This is a genomic window from Escherichia coli (assembly GCF_036503815.1).
In the GTDB taxonomy this organism is placed as follows: Bacteria; Pseudomonadota; Gammaproteobacteria; order Enterobacterales; family Enterobacteriaceae; genus Escherichia; species Escherichia coli_F.
Genome location: NZ_AP027766.1, coordinates 1 through 17,043, shown reverse-complemented (window position 1 = coordinate 17,043; position 17,043 = coordinate 1). Strand labels below are relative to the sequence as shown.

12 protein-coding genes and 4 pseudogenes are annotated in these 17,043 nt (G+C 53.3%); 6 read left to right on the top strand and 10 right to left on the bottom strand.

What is annotated here, in order from left to right:
• Nucleotides 1-14 precede the first annotated feature (14 nt).
• Both AABJ99_RS24455 and AABJ99_RS24450 read left to right on the top strand, forming a co-directional pair.
• Nucleotides 15-1,406 carry an ISKra4-like element ISKpn19 family transposase gene (locus AABJ99_RS24455; RefSeq protein ID WP_001493761.1) on the top strand — a complete coding sequence of 464 codons (1,392 nt, stop codon included), beginning with the start codon at nt 15-17 and terminating at the stop codon, nt 1,404-1,406.
• Nucleotides 1,407-1,438: 32 nt separating this feature from the next.
• Nucleotides 1,439-1,867, top strand: a pseudogene (locus AABJ99_RS24450) (recombinase family protein); the annotation flags it as partial.
• A gap of 318 nt (nt 1,868-2,185) precedes the next feature.
• Here AABJ99_RS24450 and AABJ99_RS24445 read toward each other — a convergent pair.
• Nucleotides 2,186-2,842, bottom strand: coding sequence for a quinolone resistance pentapeptide repeat protein QnrS1 (locus AABJ99_RS24445; protein ID WP_001516695.1), 657 nt, complete (start codon nt 2,840-2,842; stop codon nt 2,186-2,188).
• A gap of 394 nt (nt 2,843-3,236) precedes the next feature.
• Here AABJ99_RS24445 and AABJ99_RS24440 point away from each other — a divergent pair.
• Nucleotides 3,237-4,390, top strand: a pseudogene (locus tag AABJ99_RS24440) (IS3 family transposase).
• A 48-nt stretch (nt 4,391-4,438) separates the two neighbouring features.
• Here the strand turns inward: AABJ99_RS24440 and AABJ99_RS24435 are convergent.
• From AABJ99_RS24435 to AABJ99_RS24425, 3 genes are all read right to left on the bottom strand, one after another.
• Complete coding sequence (locus tag AABJ99_RS24435) at nt 4,439-5,296, bottom strand: class A beta-lactamase LAP-2 (RefSeq protein WP_012477595.1); 858 nt, start codon at nt 5,294-5,296, stop codon at nt 4,439-4,441.
• A gap of 64 nt (nt 5,297-5,360) precedes the next feature.
• Entirely contained in the window at nt 5,361-7,091 is a 1,731-nt protein-coding gene (locus AABJ99_RS24430; protein ID WP_032623598.1) for a penicillin-binding transpeptidase domain-containing protein, read from the bottom strand.
• 342 nt (nt 7,092-7,433) lie between these two features.
• On the bottom strand, nt 7,434-8,138 hold the full coding sequence (locus AABJ99_RS24425) for an IS6-like element IS26 family transposase (RefSeq protein ID WP_001067855.1): 705 nt from the start codon (nt 8,136-8,138) through the stop codon (nt 7,434-7,436).
• Nucleotides 8,139-8,200: 62 nt separating this feature from the next.
• Between AABJ99_RS24425 and AABJ99_RS24420 the strand changes: the two are divergent.
• Nucleotides 8,201-8,455 (top strand): annotated as a pseudogene (locus tag AABJ99_RS24420) (recombinase family protein); the annotation flags it as partial.
• Between the two features lie 1,547 nt (nt 8,456-10,002).
• On the opposite strand, the gene AABJ99_RS24415 reads toward AABJ99_RS24420, so the two are convergent.
• The gene (locus tag AABJ99_RS24415) at nt 10,003-10,491 is read right to left on the bottom strand and encodes a replication initiation protein (protein ID WP_072075272.1); all 489 of its coding nucleotides are present in this window, start codon (nt 10,489-10,491) and stop codon (nt 10,003-10,005) included.
• Here AABJ99_RS24415 and AABJ99_RS24410 point away from each other — a divergent pair.
• The gene (locus AABJ99_RS24410) at nt 10,482-11,186 is read left to right on the top strand and encodes an IS6-like element IS26 family transposase (protein ID WP_001067852.1); all 705 of its coding nucleotides are present in this window, start codon (nt 10,482-10,484) and stop codon (nt 11,184-11,186) included. The genes AABJ99_RS24415 and AABJ99_RS24410 overlap by 10 nt on opposite strands.
• Before the next feature lie 62 nt (nt 11,187-11,248).
• On the opposite strand, the gene AABJ99_RS24405 is transcribed toward AABJ99_RS24410, so the two are convergent.
• From AABJ99_RS24405 to AABJ99_RS24390, 4 genes are all read right to left on the bottom strand, one after another.
• Nucleotides 11,249-12,337 (bottom strand): AAA family ATPase, encoded by a 1,089-nt coding sequence (locus AABJ99_RS24405; protein WP_000633445.1) that lies wholly within the window; start codon nt 12,335-12,337, stop codon nt 11,249-11,251.
• A 145-nt stretch (nt 12,338-12,482) separates the two neighbouring features.
• Nucleotides 12,483-13,442 carry a YbgA family protein gene (locus AABJ99_RS24400; RefSeq protein ID WP_000208728.1) on the bottom strand — a complete coding sequence of 320 codons (960 nt, stop codon included), beginning with the start codon at nt 13,440-13,442 and terminating at the stop codon, nt 12,483-12,485.
• 102 nt (nt 13,443-13,544) lie between these two features.
• Nucleotides 13,545-13,955, bottom strand: coding sequence for a hydroxyisourate hydrolase (uraH, locus tag AABJ99_RS24395; RefSeq protein ID WP_000750473.1), 411 nt, complete (start codon nt 13,953-13,955; stop codon nt 13,545-13,547).
• A 99-nt stretch (nt 13,956-14,054) separates the two neighbouring features.
• Entirely contained in the window at nt 14,055-14,780 is a 726-nt protein-coding gene (locus tag AABJ99_RS24390; protein WP_000331736.1) for a MerR family transcriptional regulator, read from the bottom strand.
• A gap of 117 nt (nt 14,781-14,897) precedes the next feature.
• Between AABJ99_RS24390 and AABJ99_RS24385 the strand changes: the two are divergent.
• A pseudogene (locus tag AABJ99_RS24385) lies at nt 14,898-15,227 on the top strand (lipocalin family protein); the annotation flags it as partial.
• 805 nt (nt 15,228-16,032) lie between these two features.
• On the opposite strand, the gene AABJ99_RS24380 reads toward AABJ99_RS24385, so the two are convergent.
• A complete protein-coding gene (locus AABJ99_RS24380; RefSeq protein ID WP_000200069.1) occupies nt 16,033-17,043 on the bottom strand; it encodes a RepB family plasmid replication initiator protein in 1,011 nt (336 codons plus the stop codon).

Below are 17,043 nucleotides of genomic sequence, written 5' to 3'. Positions count from 1 at the left end.
AGCAGGAGGCAATGATGCAACTGACGCTCCAGATAGTCATCACCGATGAATCAGGCTCCAGTCGAACGGAGGAACTGATGACAATCCAGAAATCAGGGGAGACCCGGAACGACATCGGATTATCGGTGTCAGAATCCAAGCTGTTGCTGAATACGGTCCAGCAGTCGGTGGTCCAGCTGCAGGCAGACGAATATACTCAACACCATATCCGGTGCCCTCACTGCCTTGCTGCGCGCAGAATCAAAGGCAAACAGAAAATACGGTACCGGACGCTGTTTGGCGTTATTCCGGTATCCGGGCTTCGGGTGTACCGGTGCCGTTGTGAAGAGAGTGATACAAAGACAGTCAGTTTGCTCAGCGACTGGGCCGGCGATTATTCTCACCCGGCACTGAAATATATTGAAACCCGCTGGGCCTCGATGATCTCCTATGAAATGACGACTCGTCTGCTGAAAGATATTCTGCCGGTGGGCCACAGCCTGAATGCCTCAACGGTGAGGAATCATTTATGCCAGGTGGCGCAGCGTCTTGACGCTGAGGCTGAAGCTCATTCAGGTTTTCTTTCCGGCTGCCCCCGCGACTGGGGGAACCTGCCCAGGCCAGGAAAACCGCTTGTGGTGGGTATAGATGGTGGTTATGTTCGCGATCGGGATGACAAAAAGCGTAATTTTGAAATTATTGCCGGGAAGTCTTTTTCCGTTGGTGCGCCTGCTGACACCCGCCGCTTCGGTTTTGTTCAGAAGGATGACTGTCATCCGGAACGCAGGCTCATGACCCACCTTTCAGCGCAGGGAATGCAGGCCAACCAGCAGATATTTTTTCTGTCCGACGGCGCGGATAATCTCAGGGACCTCCAGTTCGGTATGTACCCTGAGTCAACGCATGTGCTGGACTGGTTTCATATCACCATGAGGCTGAAGGTGCTCATGCAATATGCCCGGGGACTGCTGGTATCAGATCCAGAGGCGGGGAGTAAAGTTCTGGCACTGCTGGAAAGCATTAAACGATATCTCTGGCATGGCAATGTTGTCGCTGCGCTGGAACATATTGATAATTGCGTTATGTATTGCGATGACCCTGAACTCAGCTATCCTAGCCTGAAATCCCTGCAAAAACATCTGGATGAAATGTATACCTACATCCGGAATAATAAGATGATGATCCCAAACTACGGCGAAATGCGTCGGTACGGAGAGCCGGTATCAACCGCGTTTGTGGAATCCACGATCAATGAAGTGATCGCCAGACGAATGGCCAAAAAGCAGCAGATGCAGTGGAGCAGAAAAGGGGCTCATTATTTGTTACAGACCCGGACCGCCGTTTTGAATAACGAACTGCAGGATAAATTTGTCTGCTGGTATCCGGGTTTTCAAAGTGACGGGAAGGGACCAGCGATGGCAGCATAGCTCACGCTGCCCCAATATTTTTTATGCTCTCGGTCGTATGGAAGCTGGACCGCCTCGGTCGTGATCTTCGTCATCTCATTAATACAGTGCACGACCTGACCGCGAGGGGGACCGGTCTGAAAGTGCTGACCGGTCACGGGGCGACTATCGACACAACAACGGCCGCTGGCAAGCTTGTCTTCGGTATCTTTGCCGCACTGGCGGAGTTTGAGCGCGAACTGATTGCTGAAAGAACGACTGCAGGTCTGGCATCAGCAAGAGCCCGTGGGCGGAACGGCGGCCGACCTTATAAAATGACGCCAGTCAAACTGCGACTGGCAATGGCATCAATGGGACAATCAGAAACAAAGGTCAGTACGCTATGCCAGGAACTTGGGATAACCCGGCAAACTTTGTACAGGCATATTTCCCCTGTTGGTCAACTGCGGGCGGACGGGATCAAGCTGCTCAACCGTGGATAATTTGAACGGACGGAAAAATCTGGGGTTCCGGCGTAGTACCCCTATCACCTCCACATTTTTGCAACAGTGCCTTATAAATGGCAGCCTTATGTTTACTTGCCAAGATGGGCTACCATATGATGTTTTATACTGAGCAATATTAATATTATCTTTAATGGAAAAATTAAGCCCACTAAGTGACCCACTGCTATATGGCTCTATTGTGAAGACGCCTGAGGGTAAAAATTTATACATGGTTGTCCCTATGTCTATTATTGCAAGGTTGACAATATTATTCGTTTTATAAATTTGAGCGTTTAAAATCACACATCAAAGCAATTAGTCAGGATAAACAACAATACCCAGTGCTTCGAGAATCAGTTCTTGCTGCCAGGCTGCAATTTTGATACCTGATGTATCGACTTTGCGGGGATCTAAACCGTCGAGTTCGGCGTGGCATAAATTGGCACCCTGTAGGCTAAATTGCCCCCAGACATCTTCGGAAAAAACACCTCGACTTAAGTCTGACTCTTTCAGTGATGCACCCGCTAGGTTCGTTCCTATCCAGCGATTTTCAAACAACTCACATTTTTCTAAACAAACCCTCTCCATATTGGCATAGGAAAGATTACATCCAGAAATAAATGCTGAGCAAAAGTACATACGATTACTCACTTGATGGGCAAAGTTTGTTCGGGAAAAGTTGGCACCTTTTAAATCACACGCACGGAACTCTATACCGTAGCAATTGGCATTACTGAAGTTTGCCATCGCAAGTTGGCATTGTTGGAAACTTGCATCACGAAGATCTGCGACATCAAAGTGGCAGCCTTCGATATCACCCTGTTCAATGAACTTGCAGTTGACGAATGTCGTATCACGCAAGTTAGCACGTCGAAAGTCGCTGCGAATGAATGTGCAAGCGGTGAAGGTGAGATCACTTAAGTCTTTATGTGAAAAGTTGTGGTGCCGATATGTATGATTGTAGGTTTCCATGAGTACTCCTTGTTGAAAGGAGGGCTAGACTACCATTATACATATGCCAAGACATTAAAATAAAAGCCTGTTACATCAACACATTACAACCCCTCAATTTACCTGTTTTAAGTGGTCAAATTGGCGCGTAGAGCGCCTATCGCTCTTGCATTGGCACGCGGCCCTGTTGAAAAAAGTTATTCGCTTTAGATAGGGTTAGGAGAGCCGTGCTTCGCCGGTAAAAAATCGGACTATCCGACGCAGGGCGGACTCATCGGCGGAGAAGCAAACTTTGACTATATCTCCCTACACTTGGAAGAGGGCTAGACTGGCCCCATAGATCACCAGACACTTCGACTCTCTTAAAATAAGAGGTAGTCTTGGAACTATGTTTAATACCAGTCAGAACGATAAGATGGTTGAAGTGTTATCAGGACCTGAGCGGCGTCGGCGTCGTACACCGCAGGAAAAAATTGCCATTATTCAGCAGACTATGGAGCCCGGTATGACCGTGTCTCATGTCGCGCGCCTGCATGGCATCAATGCAAACCAGATATTCAAATGGCGCAAGCAATATTAAGACGGTTCACTGACGGCTGTTGCATCGGGCGAGGAAGTGGTGCCGGCCTCCGAACTCGCTGCCGCCAATAAGCAAATTCGCGAACTCCAGCGCCTTCTGGGCAAAAAGACGATGGAAGCCGAGATACTCAAAGAGGCCGTGGAGTTCGGCCGGGCAAAAAAATGGATTGCGCATGCGCCCTCGTTGCCTGGGAACGACGAATAAGCGACGTTTGCAGAAGTCTTGGCGTGTCGCGTGCGCAGTTGAGCATTCGGGTTCACCGGCCATCTGACTGACAGGATCGCAGACGGCAGCCCCGTTCTGACGATACCACCGTATTGTCCCGGATAAACATGGCGGTGGCTGACCTGCCGACGTATGGTTATCGCCGTGTGTGGGCGCTGCTGCGACGGGAGTCGGAGCGGGACGGCCTGCCTGTGGTTAATGCAAAGCGGGTGTATCGCATTATGAGAACGCATAATCTGCTTCTTGAACGTAAACCCGCTGATCCTTGCCGTAAGCGGGCCCATAAGGGGCGCGTAGCAGTAGCGGAAAGTAACCGGCGCTGGTGCTCAGATGGCTTTGAGTTCCGCTGTGATAATGGCGAAAAGCTGCGGGTGACCTTCGCGCAGGACTGCTGCGACAGGGAGATCATTGACTGGGCAGCGAGCACCGGAGGCTATGACAAAGAAACGGTGCAGGATGTCATGCTGGGTGCGGTGGAAAAACGCTTCGGAAGGCAGTTGCCAACAGTGCCGGCGTTCGCCCGGTTGCTGGGACTGGAGCCTTGTACGACAGCAGTGCGAAGCCCGGAAAGCAATGGCATAGCAGAAAGCTTCGTGATGACGATAAAACGGGACTACATCAGCATCATGCCGAAACCGGACAGCGAGGCAGCGGTGATGAATCTGGCGGTGGCGTTCAGTCATTACAACGAACATCATCCGCATAGTGCACTGGGATATCGCTCACCACGGGAATATATACGCAGGAAGTTATCGCAACCGTAAGAGAGCAAAAACGTCTGGATATATAGGGTCAAATCCACTGTAAATATATTACCAGTTCTTAATTACTGAATCTCCGATCCCTGCAATATGCTCGTTGAGTTCATTCATAGATGAATGAGTATTTGTAATATACAGGACTACTATACGAGATGGCTTGCCTCCGGGGCCCAACAGTGCAACGATGCCCCGAGATCCGTGATCACCTGCTCCTGTTTTATCCGCTATCATCCAGCCAGCTGGCAGTACAGAGCGGAACAGAGGCCCGCCGACTTTATCTTCCTGCATCCAGCTTATTAATTTTTTTCGAGATTTTTCTGTAAGTACACTTTCGTTTAACAATTTTTGTAGCGTTTGAGCCATCGCTGCCGGAGTGGTGGTATCACGCTCATCGCCAGGCTTCGCCTCATTAAGGCTGGGTTCGTGTCGATCAAGCCTTGTATAACTATCACCAGTGCTACGCAGAAAATGAGTTAATCCCTCCGGCCCGCCAATAGTTGATAGCAATAAATTTGCAGCAGTGTTATCACTGGTGGTAATGGCAGCATTGCATAACTCAGAAACCGTCATTCCATCTGCAATGTGCTGACTGGTTAGTGGAGAATAGTCGTCCAGGTCATGCTTATTATAGGTAATTCGGCGTTCAAGTTGTTCAAGCCCTTTATCAACACGTACTAATATTGCTCCACATAACAAAACTTTGAATGTGCTCATCATAGGAAAACGTTCTTCACGGCGATGACTACTCAGAACCTTCCCGGATAAAAAGTCTATTTCAGTAAAACCAACCCGACCTTTGATATGGTCTTCTGTGCTTTGTATTGTATCAGTAACATTGACTGGTGTAGATAATGCTGGAGTACACATTCCAGCCAGTAAAGAGATTATAATAAGGCGGATCTTTTTCATATTAATATCCTTTTTAAAATTAAGTTAAGTAATAATAGATAAATAATGAGTAAACAGGCTCTGTTCAGCCGGACTGTCGGTGTACCACCGGAGCACGTAAAGCATCCGGTGCAATCTTCAGCCGGGTAAGCACCGGACCGATAATCTGGCCGAAGACAGGCGCCGCCACTGAGCCACCAAAATGCTGTCCCGCTTTGGGATTGTTAATAACCACAACCAGTGCCACTTCAGGACGGCTCGCCGGCGCGACGCCTGCCGTATAGGTAATATGCCCCCCGTCATATTTTCCACCGGCACCTAACTTCTCTGCGGTTCCGGTTTTTATTGCCAGACGGTAGCCCGGTACAGCTGCCCTTACGCCACTTCCGCCGGGTAACACATCACTTTCCATCATTCTGATTACAGCATCGGCAAGCTTCGGGTCCGCCACCTGCTCACCGTACACCGGCGCGGATAACCGTGTAACGGATAACGGATGATAAACGCCACAGGCCCCGAGAGTGGCATAGGCTCTGGCTAACTGGAGCGGGGTTACCCGGAGGCCGTAGCCAAAAGCGAAGGTGGCGCGCTCAATATCAGCCCATCGATGGCGACTGAACGGAAAGTAACCAGTACTTTCACCGGGAAGGCCCAGCCCTGTCGGTTTTCCCAGCCCGAAGGATGAATACGTTTTTACCAGCGCATCCGAAGGCATCGCCAGGGCAATATGTGAAACTCCGGTATCACTGGATTTCTGAAGTATGCCGGTCGGCGTCAGCGCCGGCCAGTATCCCACGTCCCGGATAAGATGGCCGTCAACCCTGAACGGCCTTGTGTCAAGAAGCGTGCTGCTGCTGATAATATGGCGGCGCAGGCCTTCAAGAATGACGAAGGGTTTAACCGTTGAACCCGGCTCAAAGCTGTCATTAATCGCCACGTTACGCATTTCAGCGGAAGTGGCACCGGAAAAACGGTTGGGATTAAACGACGGATAGGATGCCATAGCCAGAATTTCGCCGGTGTTTACGCTGACAAGCACCGCAGCGCCTGACTGGGCGTGATGTTGCTCGACCCCCTCCCTTAACCGGCTGTAAACAATATACTGAAGCACACTGTCAATACTCAGCCTGATCGCCGGTGCAGTTTCCGGAGCGTCATACTGGATCACGCTGATGACGCCCCCCCTGGCGTTTTTGCGTATTTTTTTCACCCCGAAGTCCTTTCTCAGAACGGTGTTAAAGCTCTGCTCAATACCACTCAGCCCTCTATTTTCGGCACCGGTCACACCAATGAGCGAGGCTGATGCCTCACCCAGCGGATAGTAGCGATTTTCATTGTATTTCTGACTTATGCCCGGCAGATGCAGCTGTGACACGGCCCTGGACAATGACAGGGGCGACTTTTTCTTCAGAAACAGGAATTCCTTGTCCGAATTATCTTGAATAGTTCTGCGAAGTTCCTCAGGCGTGATATCCAGCAAGTCGGCCAGAAAAGCCCATCTGGCTTCCGCGAAGTCCGGATGAGCGGCAGCGATGCGTTTTGGATCAGCAATGATGTCACGTGCCGGCACGCTCATGGCGAGAACAACGCCGTAACGATCGGTCAGGGTTCCGCGCTGTGCTGGCAGTGCAAGTGTCCGTACGGATCGACGGTCAGCCGCATTTTCCAGGACAGCGTGGTCAAAAAGCTGAAGTCCGGTGAGCCTGGCAACCAGCACGATAAAGATTAATGCGATACCGGCAAGAAGAATATTATATCTGACGTTGCTGAATCCCTTCTCAGGTGATGACGGGCGAATACTTTGTTTATTTTTCATCGCGGAGTTTTTTATCATTTTCGCTGGAGTCTGCTCCCCTTGCAGCAGGCTGCCTTACAGAGCCTCATGCTGCAGGGGAGCAGAAAAAATCGACGCCAGAAGCGGTATATTCAGTGCAGGTGTAATTCTGCGTGGAACCGGGTTCTGGCGAAAACCGGCCATATTTCCGCTCACAGCGCCCGGTCTTTTGCTGAGTCAGATGCTGCCAGCCGACCCGTTATGAAGCCGGACTGACGCGTTCCCCGTGAGCTGCTTTTAACAGGGGTCTGACGCTCAGTGGAACGAAAACTGGCACTGTTGCAAAGTTAGCGATGAGGCAGCCTTTTGTCTTATTCAAAGGCCTTACATTTCAAAAACTCTGCTTACCAGGCGCATTTCGCCCAGGGGATCACCATAATAAAATGCTGAGGCCTGGCCTTTGCGTAGTGCACGCATCACCTCAATACCTTTGATGGTGGCGTAAGCCGTCTTCATGGATTTAAATCCCAGCGTGGCGCCGATTATCCGTTTCAGTTTGCCATGATCGCATTCAATCACGTTGTTCCGGTACTTAATCTGTCGGTGTTCAACGTCAGACGGGCACCGGCCTTCGCGTTTGAGCAGAGCAAGCGCGCGACCATAGGCGGGCGCTTTATCCGTGTTGATGAATCGCGGGATCTGCCACTTCTTCACGTTGTTGAGGATTTTACCCAGAAACCGGTATGCAGCTTTGCTGTTACGACGGGAGGAGAGATAAAAATCGACAGTGCGGCCCCGGCTGTCGACGGCCCGGTACAGATACGCCCAGCGGCCATTGACCTTCACGTAGGTTTCATCCATGTGCCACGGGCAAAGATCGGAAGGGTTACGCCAGTACCAGCGCAGCCGTTTTTCCATTTCAGGCGCATAACGCTGAACCCAGCGGTAAATCGTGGAGTGATCGACATTCACTCCGCGTTCAGCCAGCATCTCCTGCAGCTCACGGTAACTGATGCCGTATTTGCAGTACCAGCGTACGGCCCACAGAATGATGTCACGCTGAAAATGCCGGCCTTTGAATGGGTTCATGTGCAGCTCCATCAGCAAAAGGGGATGATAAGTTTATCACCACCGACTATTTGCAACAGTGCCTAGGGGAAATCTATACTCATCTGATGGCGATATTCTCTAGCTTTGAACGCAACCGCAATATTGAAAGAACGCGCTCAGGCCTTGCAGCTGCACGCGCAAGGGGCCGTGTGGGAGGGAGAAAACCGTCACTTTCTGAAGAAGATGTTAAACAAATTAGAATCTTACTTGCTGATCCTGAAATGACAGTTGGTGCAGTTGCTAAGCGCTTCAACGTTTCTCGCATGACTATTTATCGCTACACCACAAAATCATGAATGACCGCAGCATGGCGGTTTTATTTTCTTATGCCGTCAGGGCATGGAAGGCGACCACGCCGGAGTTAAACGGGCACCGGCCGCAAATCGCCGGAAACCGCAATGCTGAACGTATCGCCCGACCCAGCCCCCTCCCTGCAAAGCCCTAATCCCGCTCACCGCCACACAGCTGCCGTATGTCCCCCACGGGGGTGCGCAGTGGGCGCCGCGCGCCTGCGCGCGGGAACGGCGGCCCGCCTTCGGGTCGCGGCGCCGTACTGCGAGTTAGCGGCCGCACGCGGCCGGTTACGGGGGACACTACGCCATACGACCAGCGACCCGCTGAGCTGCACAATCCACGGATAACACAAGCTACATACATGTCGATATGGGAATCCGCCCATCTTGCCGGGCGCCGCTGTCGTGTGGAAATCCGCCCACCTTACCGGGCGCCGGTGCCGTGTGGGAATCCACCCACCTTGCCGGGCGCCGGTGCTGTGTGGAAATCCGCCCACCTTGCCGGGCGCCGGTGCCGTGTGGGAATCCGCCCACCTTGCCGGGTGCCGGTGCCGTGTGGAAATCCGCCCACCTTGCCGGGCGCCGGTGCCGTGTGGGAATCCGCCCACCTTGCCGGGCGCCGGTGCTGTGTGGGAATCCGCCCACCTTGCCGGGCGCCGGTGCTGTGTGGGAATCCGCCCACCTTGCCGGGCGCCGGTGCCGTGTGGGAATCCGCCCACCTTGCCGGGCGCCGGTGCCGTGTGGGAATCCCCCCACCTTGCCGGGCGCCGGTGCCGTGTGGAAATCCGCCCACCTTGCCGGGCGCCGGTGCTGTGTGGAAATCCGCCCACCCTTTCCGGGCGCCGGTGCCGTGTGGGAATCCGCCCACCTTGCCGGGCGCCGGTGCTGTGTGGAAATCCGCCCACCCTTTCCGGGCGCCGGAGCCGTGTGGGAATCCGCCCACCTTGCCGGGCGCCGGTGCCGTGTGGGAATCCGCCCACCTTGCCGGGCGCCGGTGCTGTGTGGGAATCCGCCCACCTTGCCGGGCGCCGGTGCCGTGTGGGAATCCGCCCACCTTGCCGGGCGCCGGTGCTGTGTGGAAATCCGCCCACCCTTTCCGGGCGCCGGAGCCGTGTGGGAATCCGCCCACCTTGCCGGGCGCCGGTGCCGTGTGGGAATCCGCCCACCTTGCCGGGCGCCGGTGCTGTGTGGGAATCCGCCCACCTTGCCGGGCGCCGGTGCCGTGTGGGAATCCGCCCACCTTGCCGGGCGCCGGTGCTGTGTGGAAATCCGCCCACCCTTTCCGGGCGCCGGAGCCGTGTGGGAATCCGCCCACCTTGCCGGGCGCCGGTGCCGTGTGGGAATCCGCCCACCTTGCCGGGCGCCGGAGCCGTGTGGGAATCCGCCCACCTTGCCGGGCGCCGGTGCCGTGTGGGAATCCGCCCACCTTGCCGGGCGCCGGTGCCGTGTGGGAATCCGCCCACCTTGCCGGGCGCCGGTGCTGTGTGGAAATTCGCCCATCTTCATGACAAAAATTTGTCAAATGACAGGCTCATGTGTGCTGATTTATGTCAGACGGGATTTTGCTTATCAATTATTGAGAACAGAAATTTTCCTGAATCATCAATACTATACTTAGCAAGTAAAGGTGTTTTCTCATTTATCTGCTTGAGTGCAGGATCAAGGAAAGATCGTTTCAACTCTGCCAAGTTCTTCTGTTGGGATTCCGGCAAAAGGAAACGGTCATTTAACCAAGCATGAGTAGTAACCCATAAGCCTGAAGATTTGAATTGAGCAAGACTTTCATAAAGGCGGATCGTCCGTGGATTTCGAAGACTGCCACAATCGCGGAGCGAGTAGGTGGTGAACTGGTTCGTCAGGCCGTAAATGTACCGCAGGAGTTTATGGTTAAATTCGATTTCCCAGATACCACGAGCTGATCGGCTGCCAGCCTCTGTTAGCCAGGGGCGCGCGACGCAGTCAAAACGGCACTGTTGCAAATAGTCGGTGGTGATAAACTTATCATCCCCTTTTGCTGATGGAGCTGCACATGAACCCATTCAAAGGCCGGCATTTTCAGCGTGACATCATTCTGTGGGCCGTACGCTGGTACTGCAAATACGGCATCAGTTACCGTGAGCTGCAGGAGATGCTGGCTGAACGCGGAGTGAATGTCGATCACTCCACGATTTACCGCTGGGTTCAGCGTTATGCGCCTGAAATGGAAAAACGGCTGCGCTGGTACTGGCGTAACCCTTCCGATCTTTGCCCGTGGCACATGGATGAAACCTACGTGAAGGTCAATGGCCGCTGGGCGTATCTGTACCGGGCCGTCGACAGCCGGGGCCGCACTGTCGATTTTTATCTCTCCTCCCGTCGTAACAGCAAAGCTGCATACCGGTTTCTGGGTAAAATCCTCAACAACGTGAAGAAGTGGCAGATCCCGCGATTCATCAACACGGATAAAGCGCCCGCCTATGGTCGCGCGCTTGCTCTGCTCAAACGCGAAGGCCGGTGCCCGTCTGACGTTGAACACCGACAGATTAAGTACCGGAACAACGTGATTGAATGCGATCATGGCAAACTGAAACGGATAATCGGCGCCACGCTGGGATTTAAATCCATGAAGACGGCTTACGCCACCATCAAAGGTATTGAGGTGATGCGTGCACTACGCAAAGGCCAGGCCTCAGCATTTTATTATGGTGATCCCCTGGGCGAAATACGCCTGGTAAGCAGAGTTTTTGAAATGTAAGGCCTTTGAATAAGACAAAAGGCTGCCTCATCGCTAACTTTGCAACAGTGCCCTCTGGGAGACTACCCCAGCCTCTCCACCTTCGTTTCTCCTTCCACCATCGACAGCTGATACAGCGAAAACGATCTCTGTTTCTCAATTAAATTCGCCAGTTCCGGCGAGTGGCTGGTCAGCCAAATTTGCGAGTAGCGGCTGGCCTCGGCGATTAAGCTCGCCAGCGCGGGCAGCATCTGCGGATGCAGGCTGTTTTCCGGTTCGTTGAGGGCGATAAAGGCCGGTGGACGCGGGCTTAATAGCGCCACCGCCAGGCACAGAAAACGCAGAGTGCCGTCGGAGAATTCCGCCGGCTCCAGCGGTCTGCTTAGCCCTTCACGCTGCATCATCATCCGGAAGCGTCCGCCGGTGTTGTCGCTGTAAAACACGCAGCCGGGGAAGGCCTGGTCGAGGATGCGCATCAGCAGCAGCTCGTCGCCAATTTCCACGATGGTCTGAAACGCCGCCGCCAGGTTTGCGCCGTCGCTGGCCAGCACTGGGGAGCGGAAACCGACCTGAGGCGCGCGCATGGCCGAGCCGATTGATACAGAAAACTCCTGATAAAAGCGCCAGTTACGCAGCGACTCGCGCATCTGCGACACTTCCGGGTAAAGATGCGGCTCGCCAAGCTGGCCGAACACCGATTCGTTCTCATACAGCGTGCCGCTGTGGGTGACTTTCTCGTGATGCACGTTGTTCAGAAATACGGCCTGATTTTTACGCTTCATCAGCTGTGACGACGGGCGGCGGTATTGACCACTCAGCCAGATGGACTCTTCTTTGATCACCGGATCGAGTTGAAACTGTGAGGGGTAAGGCAGTTTTTCGACAAAGCCTACCTGCAGCTCGTATTCGTAGGTTTCGGTTTCAACGGCCAAATTCATCCGCCGCAGCTGGTCGCTGCGGGTTTTGCCTGCCCAGAACACTTTTAAAATCCCACCCTCGTTCGCCAGTGCCTGCGAAAACTGCCCCTGTGCGGCGCTGTGCATCAGGTGGATCGCCTTGTAGATATTGGATTTTCCGGTGCCGTTTGGGCCAAAGACGATGTTGAGCTGTTCCAGCTCCAGCGACATTTCGCGAATCGAGCGGTAGTTTTGAATGTGCAGGGTGGTGATCACAGGCAGTCCCTTTTTGCGTTACAATCCTGTACATAATTACAGTCTTTTGTGTGGAATGCAAAAAAGAGACGACAGTGAGGGTGTCGTCTAAACGGGGTACTGCTTTGGGCCTCTGTGGGTCAAACGGGCCTTCGCATTTTTATCGTCAGGTTACTGCCAGACGCAGACCCAAATCATCAGGATAGGGATCAAAGTAGTTTTGCGTCATCAGATACCGGTCAGGGTATTCGGCCATGTAGTGTTTCAGTAGCGTCAACGGCGCGAGGATGGGTAGCAGCCCGTCGCGATAGTGCAGGATCACATCGCGCAGCTCGACGCGCTGGCGGCTGTTCAGCTGGTTACGGAAATAGCCCTGGATATGCATTAGCACGTTGGTATGGTTTTTCCGCGAGGCGGGCTTTTTCAGGATGGTCATCAGCTTTTCGCGGTACGCCACGAAGAACGCGTCCAGATCTTCCCATTCATGCAGCGACGCAACGAACGGGCCAATCTCGCGGTAGCCCGCCTGATGGTGCGCCAGAAGCTGCAATTTATAGCGGCTGTGGAAATCCAGCAGCGCGCGGCGCGTCAGGCCTTTAGCGCGCAGCGTGTTCAGCTCGTGCAGGGCAAATACCCGCTCGATAAAGTTTTCCCGCAGCACCGGGTCGTGCAGCCGACCGTCTTCCTCCACGGGCAGCCACGGGTAGGTTTCAAGCAGGGCGGCGGTGAACAGCCCGACACCCTCCTTGCGGCCCCGGTTGCCGTTTTCATCATATAGCCGCACGCGTTCCATGCCGCAGCTTGGCGATTTCGCGCAGACGATAAATCCCGACAGATCGCCGATTTTTGGCAGATAGTCCGCCGTAAAGTCGGCCATTTTCTGCGTTATATCATCATGGGGCGGCTTGCTGAAGCGGAGCTGCGTTTCGCCGCTGTCCGTCAGCGTCAGGCGTATGGCCGGGCGTGGCGTCGGCAGGCCAATCGCCATTTCCGGGCAGACGGGCCTGAAACTCACCCACTGGGCCAGTTCATCCATGACAAAGCCCATACGCTTGTGTCCGCCGTCGAAGCGAACGGCAGACCCGGTCAAACATCCGCTAATACCGAGCACAGGTTTTGTTGTCATGGTGTGGTCCTCCCGTTCTTCTCTTTAAAACTTACACAACATAACTAATTTGTCCAAGTATTAGCGGAATTATTTTTTATTTGCCTTTAAAATCAACGTTTCTTAACTGCCCTTGTAAGTTGAATAACCGTATTGGCTCAGCAGGAGAGGGATGTGCAGCTTTTCGTTGGTCCGGGTTACGGTGAACAGCACCGGGATCTCCGGGAAGAAGGAGTCCAGCTTCTTCCCGTGGAAGTAATCTGCGGTTTTAAAGGCCACTTTATAGACGCCGGGCTGCATATCCTGATCCTCCGGATAAAGCGATTTGATGCGGCCGTCATGGTCAGTTTTGCCGCTGGCAATTGGGGTCCATTTGTCCTGCTGCTGTTTTTCCAGCGTGACGGTAACGTCCGATGGCGGCATCCCGGTTTGCTGGTCAAGAATGTGTACGCTCAGCGTGCCGGCAGGGGCGCTAAAGGCGGCAGGGGCAAAGGCCAGGGTGGTCAGCATCAGCAGAGAGGCAGTTTTTTTCATTGTGTTTTCCTGTGGGGTTGTCGGTCACAGGAAAACGTTAGCATTTGTGGCGCGGGAAAATATTCAACTTTTCGTGAAGATTCCCGCAGGAGAAAATGATTAGAGGATAATCACTTCAAGCGATACCTGCTGCTGCCACTGCTCGATCTGCTTTTTGCGCGCGGCGGTGAGTTTACCGCGCGTGACCAGAAGCCAGTGGCGGTCCGGGAAAATCTCCGGGGCCAGCGTGGCGGGCGGCGTGGGTAAAATATCGATACGGTGGCCTTGCCCGGTGCGGGTTAAGGCTTCGAGCCAGACTTCGCACGGGTCATTCAGGTTCCAGCCGCTGAGCAGGATGTTGTCGCCCGGCGCTTTTTTATCGCCTTCCAAGCAAAACGAGGTGTAGGCGATGATGATGCCGTCGAGGATCTCCCGCAGGGTCATGGCGGCGGCGACGTTTGCCGACACCTGACTGCGCAGCGGACGCAGCACGTTCGCGACCAGTTCTGGTCTTGGGTACTCGCGTCCTGCGTCGTAAATCATCTGACGCAGGGACTCGATTTTGCCGTCCTGCAGGCGCTGTAACATGCTCTGCTGCAGCGTGAGCCAGTTGTTGGTCAGGCGCGACGTAGGGCGCTCCAGCAGCGGTTTGACCTGGCCAATCGGGACGCCTTTTTTTACCCAGTCGAGGATTTTTAGCGCCTGCTGGACGTCCTCATCGCTGTACTGGCGGTGGCCGCCCTCCGTGCGCTGAGGCTTGAGTAAGCCGTAGCGCCGCTGCCAGGCCCGCAGCGTGGTGGCGGTGATCCCGCTGAGTCTGGCGAATTCGCCGATGGAGTAAGCCATGTCCGTGTCCAGAGTTGAGGAATACTCTCAATATACTACGAATTTTCGCGGATGGGATGAAGCGCCGCCGCGGTGCACTACACTTAATTTCCAACCGTGCAAATGAAAGGAATTCTCATGAAGCTATGGCCTGTTGTGACCGGTGTTGCCATTGCCCTGACGCTGGTAGCCTGTAAATCCCCTACCCCACCGAAGGGCGTGCAGCCCATTTCCGGTTTTGACGCCAGCCGCTATCTTGGCAAATGGTACGAAGTCGCTCGCCTGGAAAACCGCTTTGAACGCGGCCTAGAGCAGGTTACCGCCACCTACGGCAAGCGCAGCGACGGCGGCATCAGCGTGCTTAACCGCGGCTACGACCCTGTGAAGAACAAGTGGAATGAGAGCGAGGGTAAAGCCTACTTTACCGGCGAACCGACCACGGCCGCGCTGAAGGTGTCCTTCTTGGGGTCAGTTTGGATATAGAGAATTATTGTACGGTAAGCCTGTTTTTTGAACAGGCTTACCTGTAGCAATAGGGTGTACTCCCGCGCTATACAGCGTTTTCAGGGGATTTTGTCTTAATCGGATAACCTAAATGCGATACAGCAAGAGCGACAACCTAAAAGCGATAGCCAATGACGATAAATCAATCACTTACGTATCCGAATTGGTTAAATAATGTGCTTAACGTACAAAAATTTCCGATCTCCAAACTGACCCCTAAATAGGCTGATTCGATGTGTTTGCGGGAAAAAAATCGGCCCAGATCCGCGAAATTTTAATCAGCGAGTCAGCTTGGGAAGAAATAACCTGCTTATTCGCACCTTCCCTAGCCAACACCTTTCTGCCATTCGGCTCCCGTTTCCTGATCGCATTTAACAGTGTGAAGCTGGCGCCGGGTTATACAGACAGCTGCAGTCTCATCCTGCCGGGCTAAACCTGCAGTACACAGGGGAACGGATACCGTCAGGTAACATGACCGTCTCAGCACCCGATTGAGATTTTCGTAAGGGATATAGAGCGTTACTGAAAAATTGACTGTGGCATGTTATCCCCCATGGAATGGTGAACAGACCAGGGATTACCCCCATTAAACCCGCATTCCGTAGTCAATATCTGCGTATCATGACCCGAAATCACATATGACAGTCAATATTGTTCGATCCGGGCAGACATGATAGAGAATAAATATTGACTGCGGTATGCGTGATGCATATCACAGTCAATGGAATGTCCTTAGCGGCATACGGCAGTCATGATATGCATATCGCAGTCAATTTTCTGGCTTCATCGCTGAGAGGGCTTCAGCCAGTTTAAGAGGATCGATGCCAGCAGCCTTCAGCGCCTTAATGACTTCGTCATAATTTTGCTCTGGCGCCTTCTCTTCTTCCTCTTTGCGCGGAACCTTCACAGGACTACTGATGAGTTTGGGGTTGCGATAATGCACGCTGAAATAGGTGGCTCGGCCACGTTTAAACTCGGTGTAATCCAGATAACCAATATCACGCAGCTGCTCCATCGCCTTACGCACCGTGTGGTTCTGTGTATAGACATTTGAGGTGAGATTCAGCCGGTCACGCATCCGTTTCATGGAAATAGGTGCAGGATTCTGGGGAAGACTTTCGATGTAGGTATAAAGCGCCTGGGCTGATTCCTTGCGCTGCAGGGCGTCAATGGCTTTCAGCCGCAGCAGTACCCTTCTGTCCATGTGGTAAAGCTCAAACAGCTTAGGTTCAGCCTTGATCTCAACGATATCCTCGTTGATGTCATAATAGGCTGACTGCACCAGATGGGTGGTCCATCCTTTGGTCTCGCTCTGGAACTTCAGCGTAACCGAGGCGAGTTTAAACAGGGAATTACTGATGCGATCGCGCATTTTTTTGTTTGAACGACGGGAGTCAAATCCGCACATCTTAACGAATTCGACGAACGACAGTTCCAGGGTGTCACTTTTTACCCCATACTCCGACATGGAGCGAATTATCCCCAGCCAGACTTTAAAATCCGTGTCCATATCAAGACGCGAACCGGTGATCTTAACGTCAGTGTATCCTTCGCTTTTGGCAATGGCCAGCTGTACAAGCTCCTCAGTCGCGTCTGTAACGTTTTTCCGGTTCGCCTTGCTCTTCCCTGTTGATTTCAGAGTTGGGACGAAGAGACCGAGTCTCATGAGCGCTACTGGCTGCACGGTACTGGTGCTGTTGACATCCAGCTTAACAACTTCACCGGTTGTCTTATCAACTTCCTGAAGGTTCAGAAGTAAGCTATTATTTTCGCTCGTCAT

Excerpts from the sequence above, each read along its gene's own strand:
- AABJ99_RS24415 (WP_072075272.1), bottom strand. The coding sequence starts at position 10,491 with ATGGGTTCATGTGCAGCTCCATCAGCAAAAGGGGATGATAAGTTTATC.
- AABJ99_RS24410 (WP_001067852.1), top strand. The coding sequence starts at position 10,482 with ATGAACCCATTCAAAGGCCGGCATTTTCAGCGTGACATCATTCTGTGG.
- AABJ99_RS24435 (WP_012477595.1), bottom strand. The coding sequence starts at position 5,296 with ATGAAAAAGATCCGCCTTATTATAATCTCTTTACTGGCTGGAATGTGT.
- uraH (WP_000750473.1), bottom strand. The coding sequence starts at position 13,955 with ATGAAAAAAACTGCCTCTCTGCTGATGCTGACCACCCTGGCCTTTGCC.
- AABJ99_RS24455 (WP_001493761.1), top strand. The coding sequence starts at position 15 with ATGCAACTGACGCTCCAGATAGTCATCACCGATGAATCAGGCTCCAGT.
- AABJ99_RS24430 (WP_032623598.1), bottom strand. The coding sequence starts at position 7,091 with ATGAAAAATAAACAAAGTATTCGCCCGTCATCACCTGAGAAGGGATTC.
- AABJ99_RS24425 (WP_001067855.1), bottom strand. The coding sequence starts at position 8,138 with ATGAACCCATTCAAAGGCCGGCATTTTCAGCGTGACATCATTCTGTGG.
- AABJ99_RS24380 (WP_000200069.1), bottom strand. The coding sequence starts at position 17,043 with ATGACGAGCGAAAATAATAGCTTACTTCTGAACCTTCAGGAAGTTGAT.
- AABJ99_RS24445 (WP_001516695.1), bottom strand. The coding sequence starts at position 2,842 with ATGGAAACCTACAATCATACATATCGGCACCACAACTTTTCACATAAA.
- AABJ99_RS24400 (WP_000208728.1), bottom strand. The coding sequence starts at position 13,442 with ATGACAACAAAACCTGTGCTCGGTATTAGCGGATGTTTGACCGGGTCT.
- AABJ99_RS24390 (WP_000331736.1), bottom strand. The coding sequence starts at position 14,780 with ATGGCTTACTCCATCGGCGAATTCGCCAGACTCAGCGGGATCACCGCC.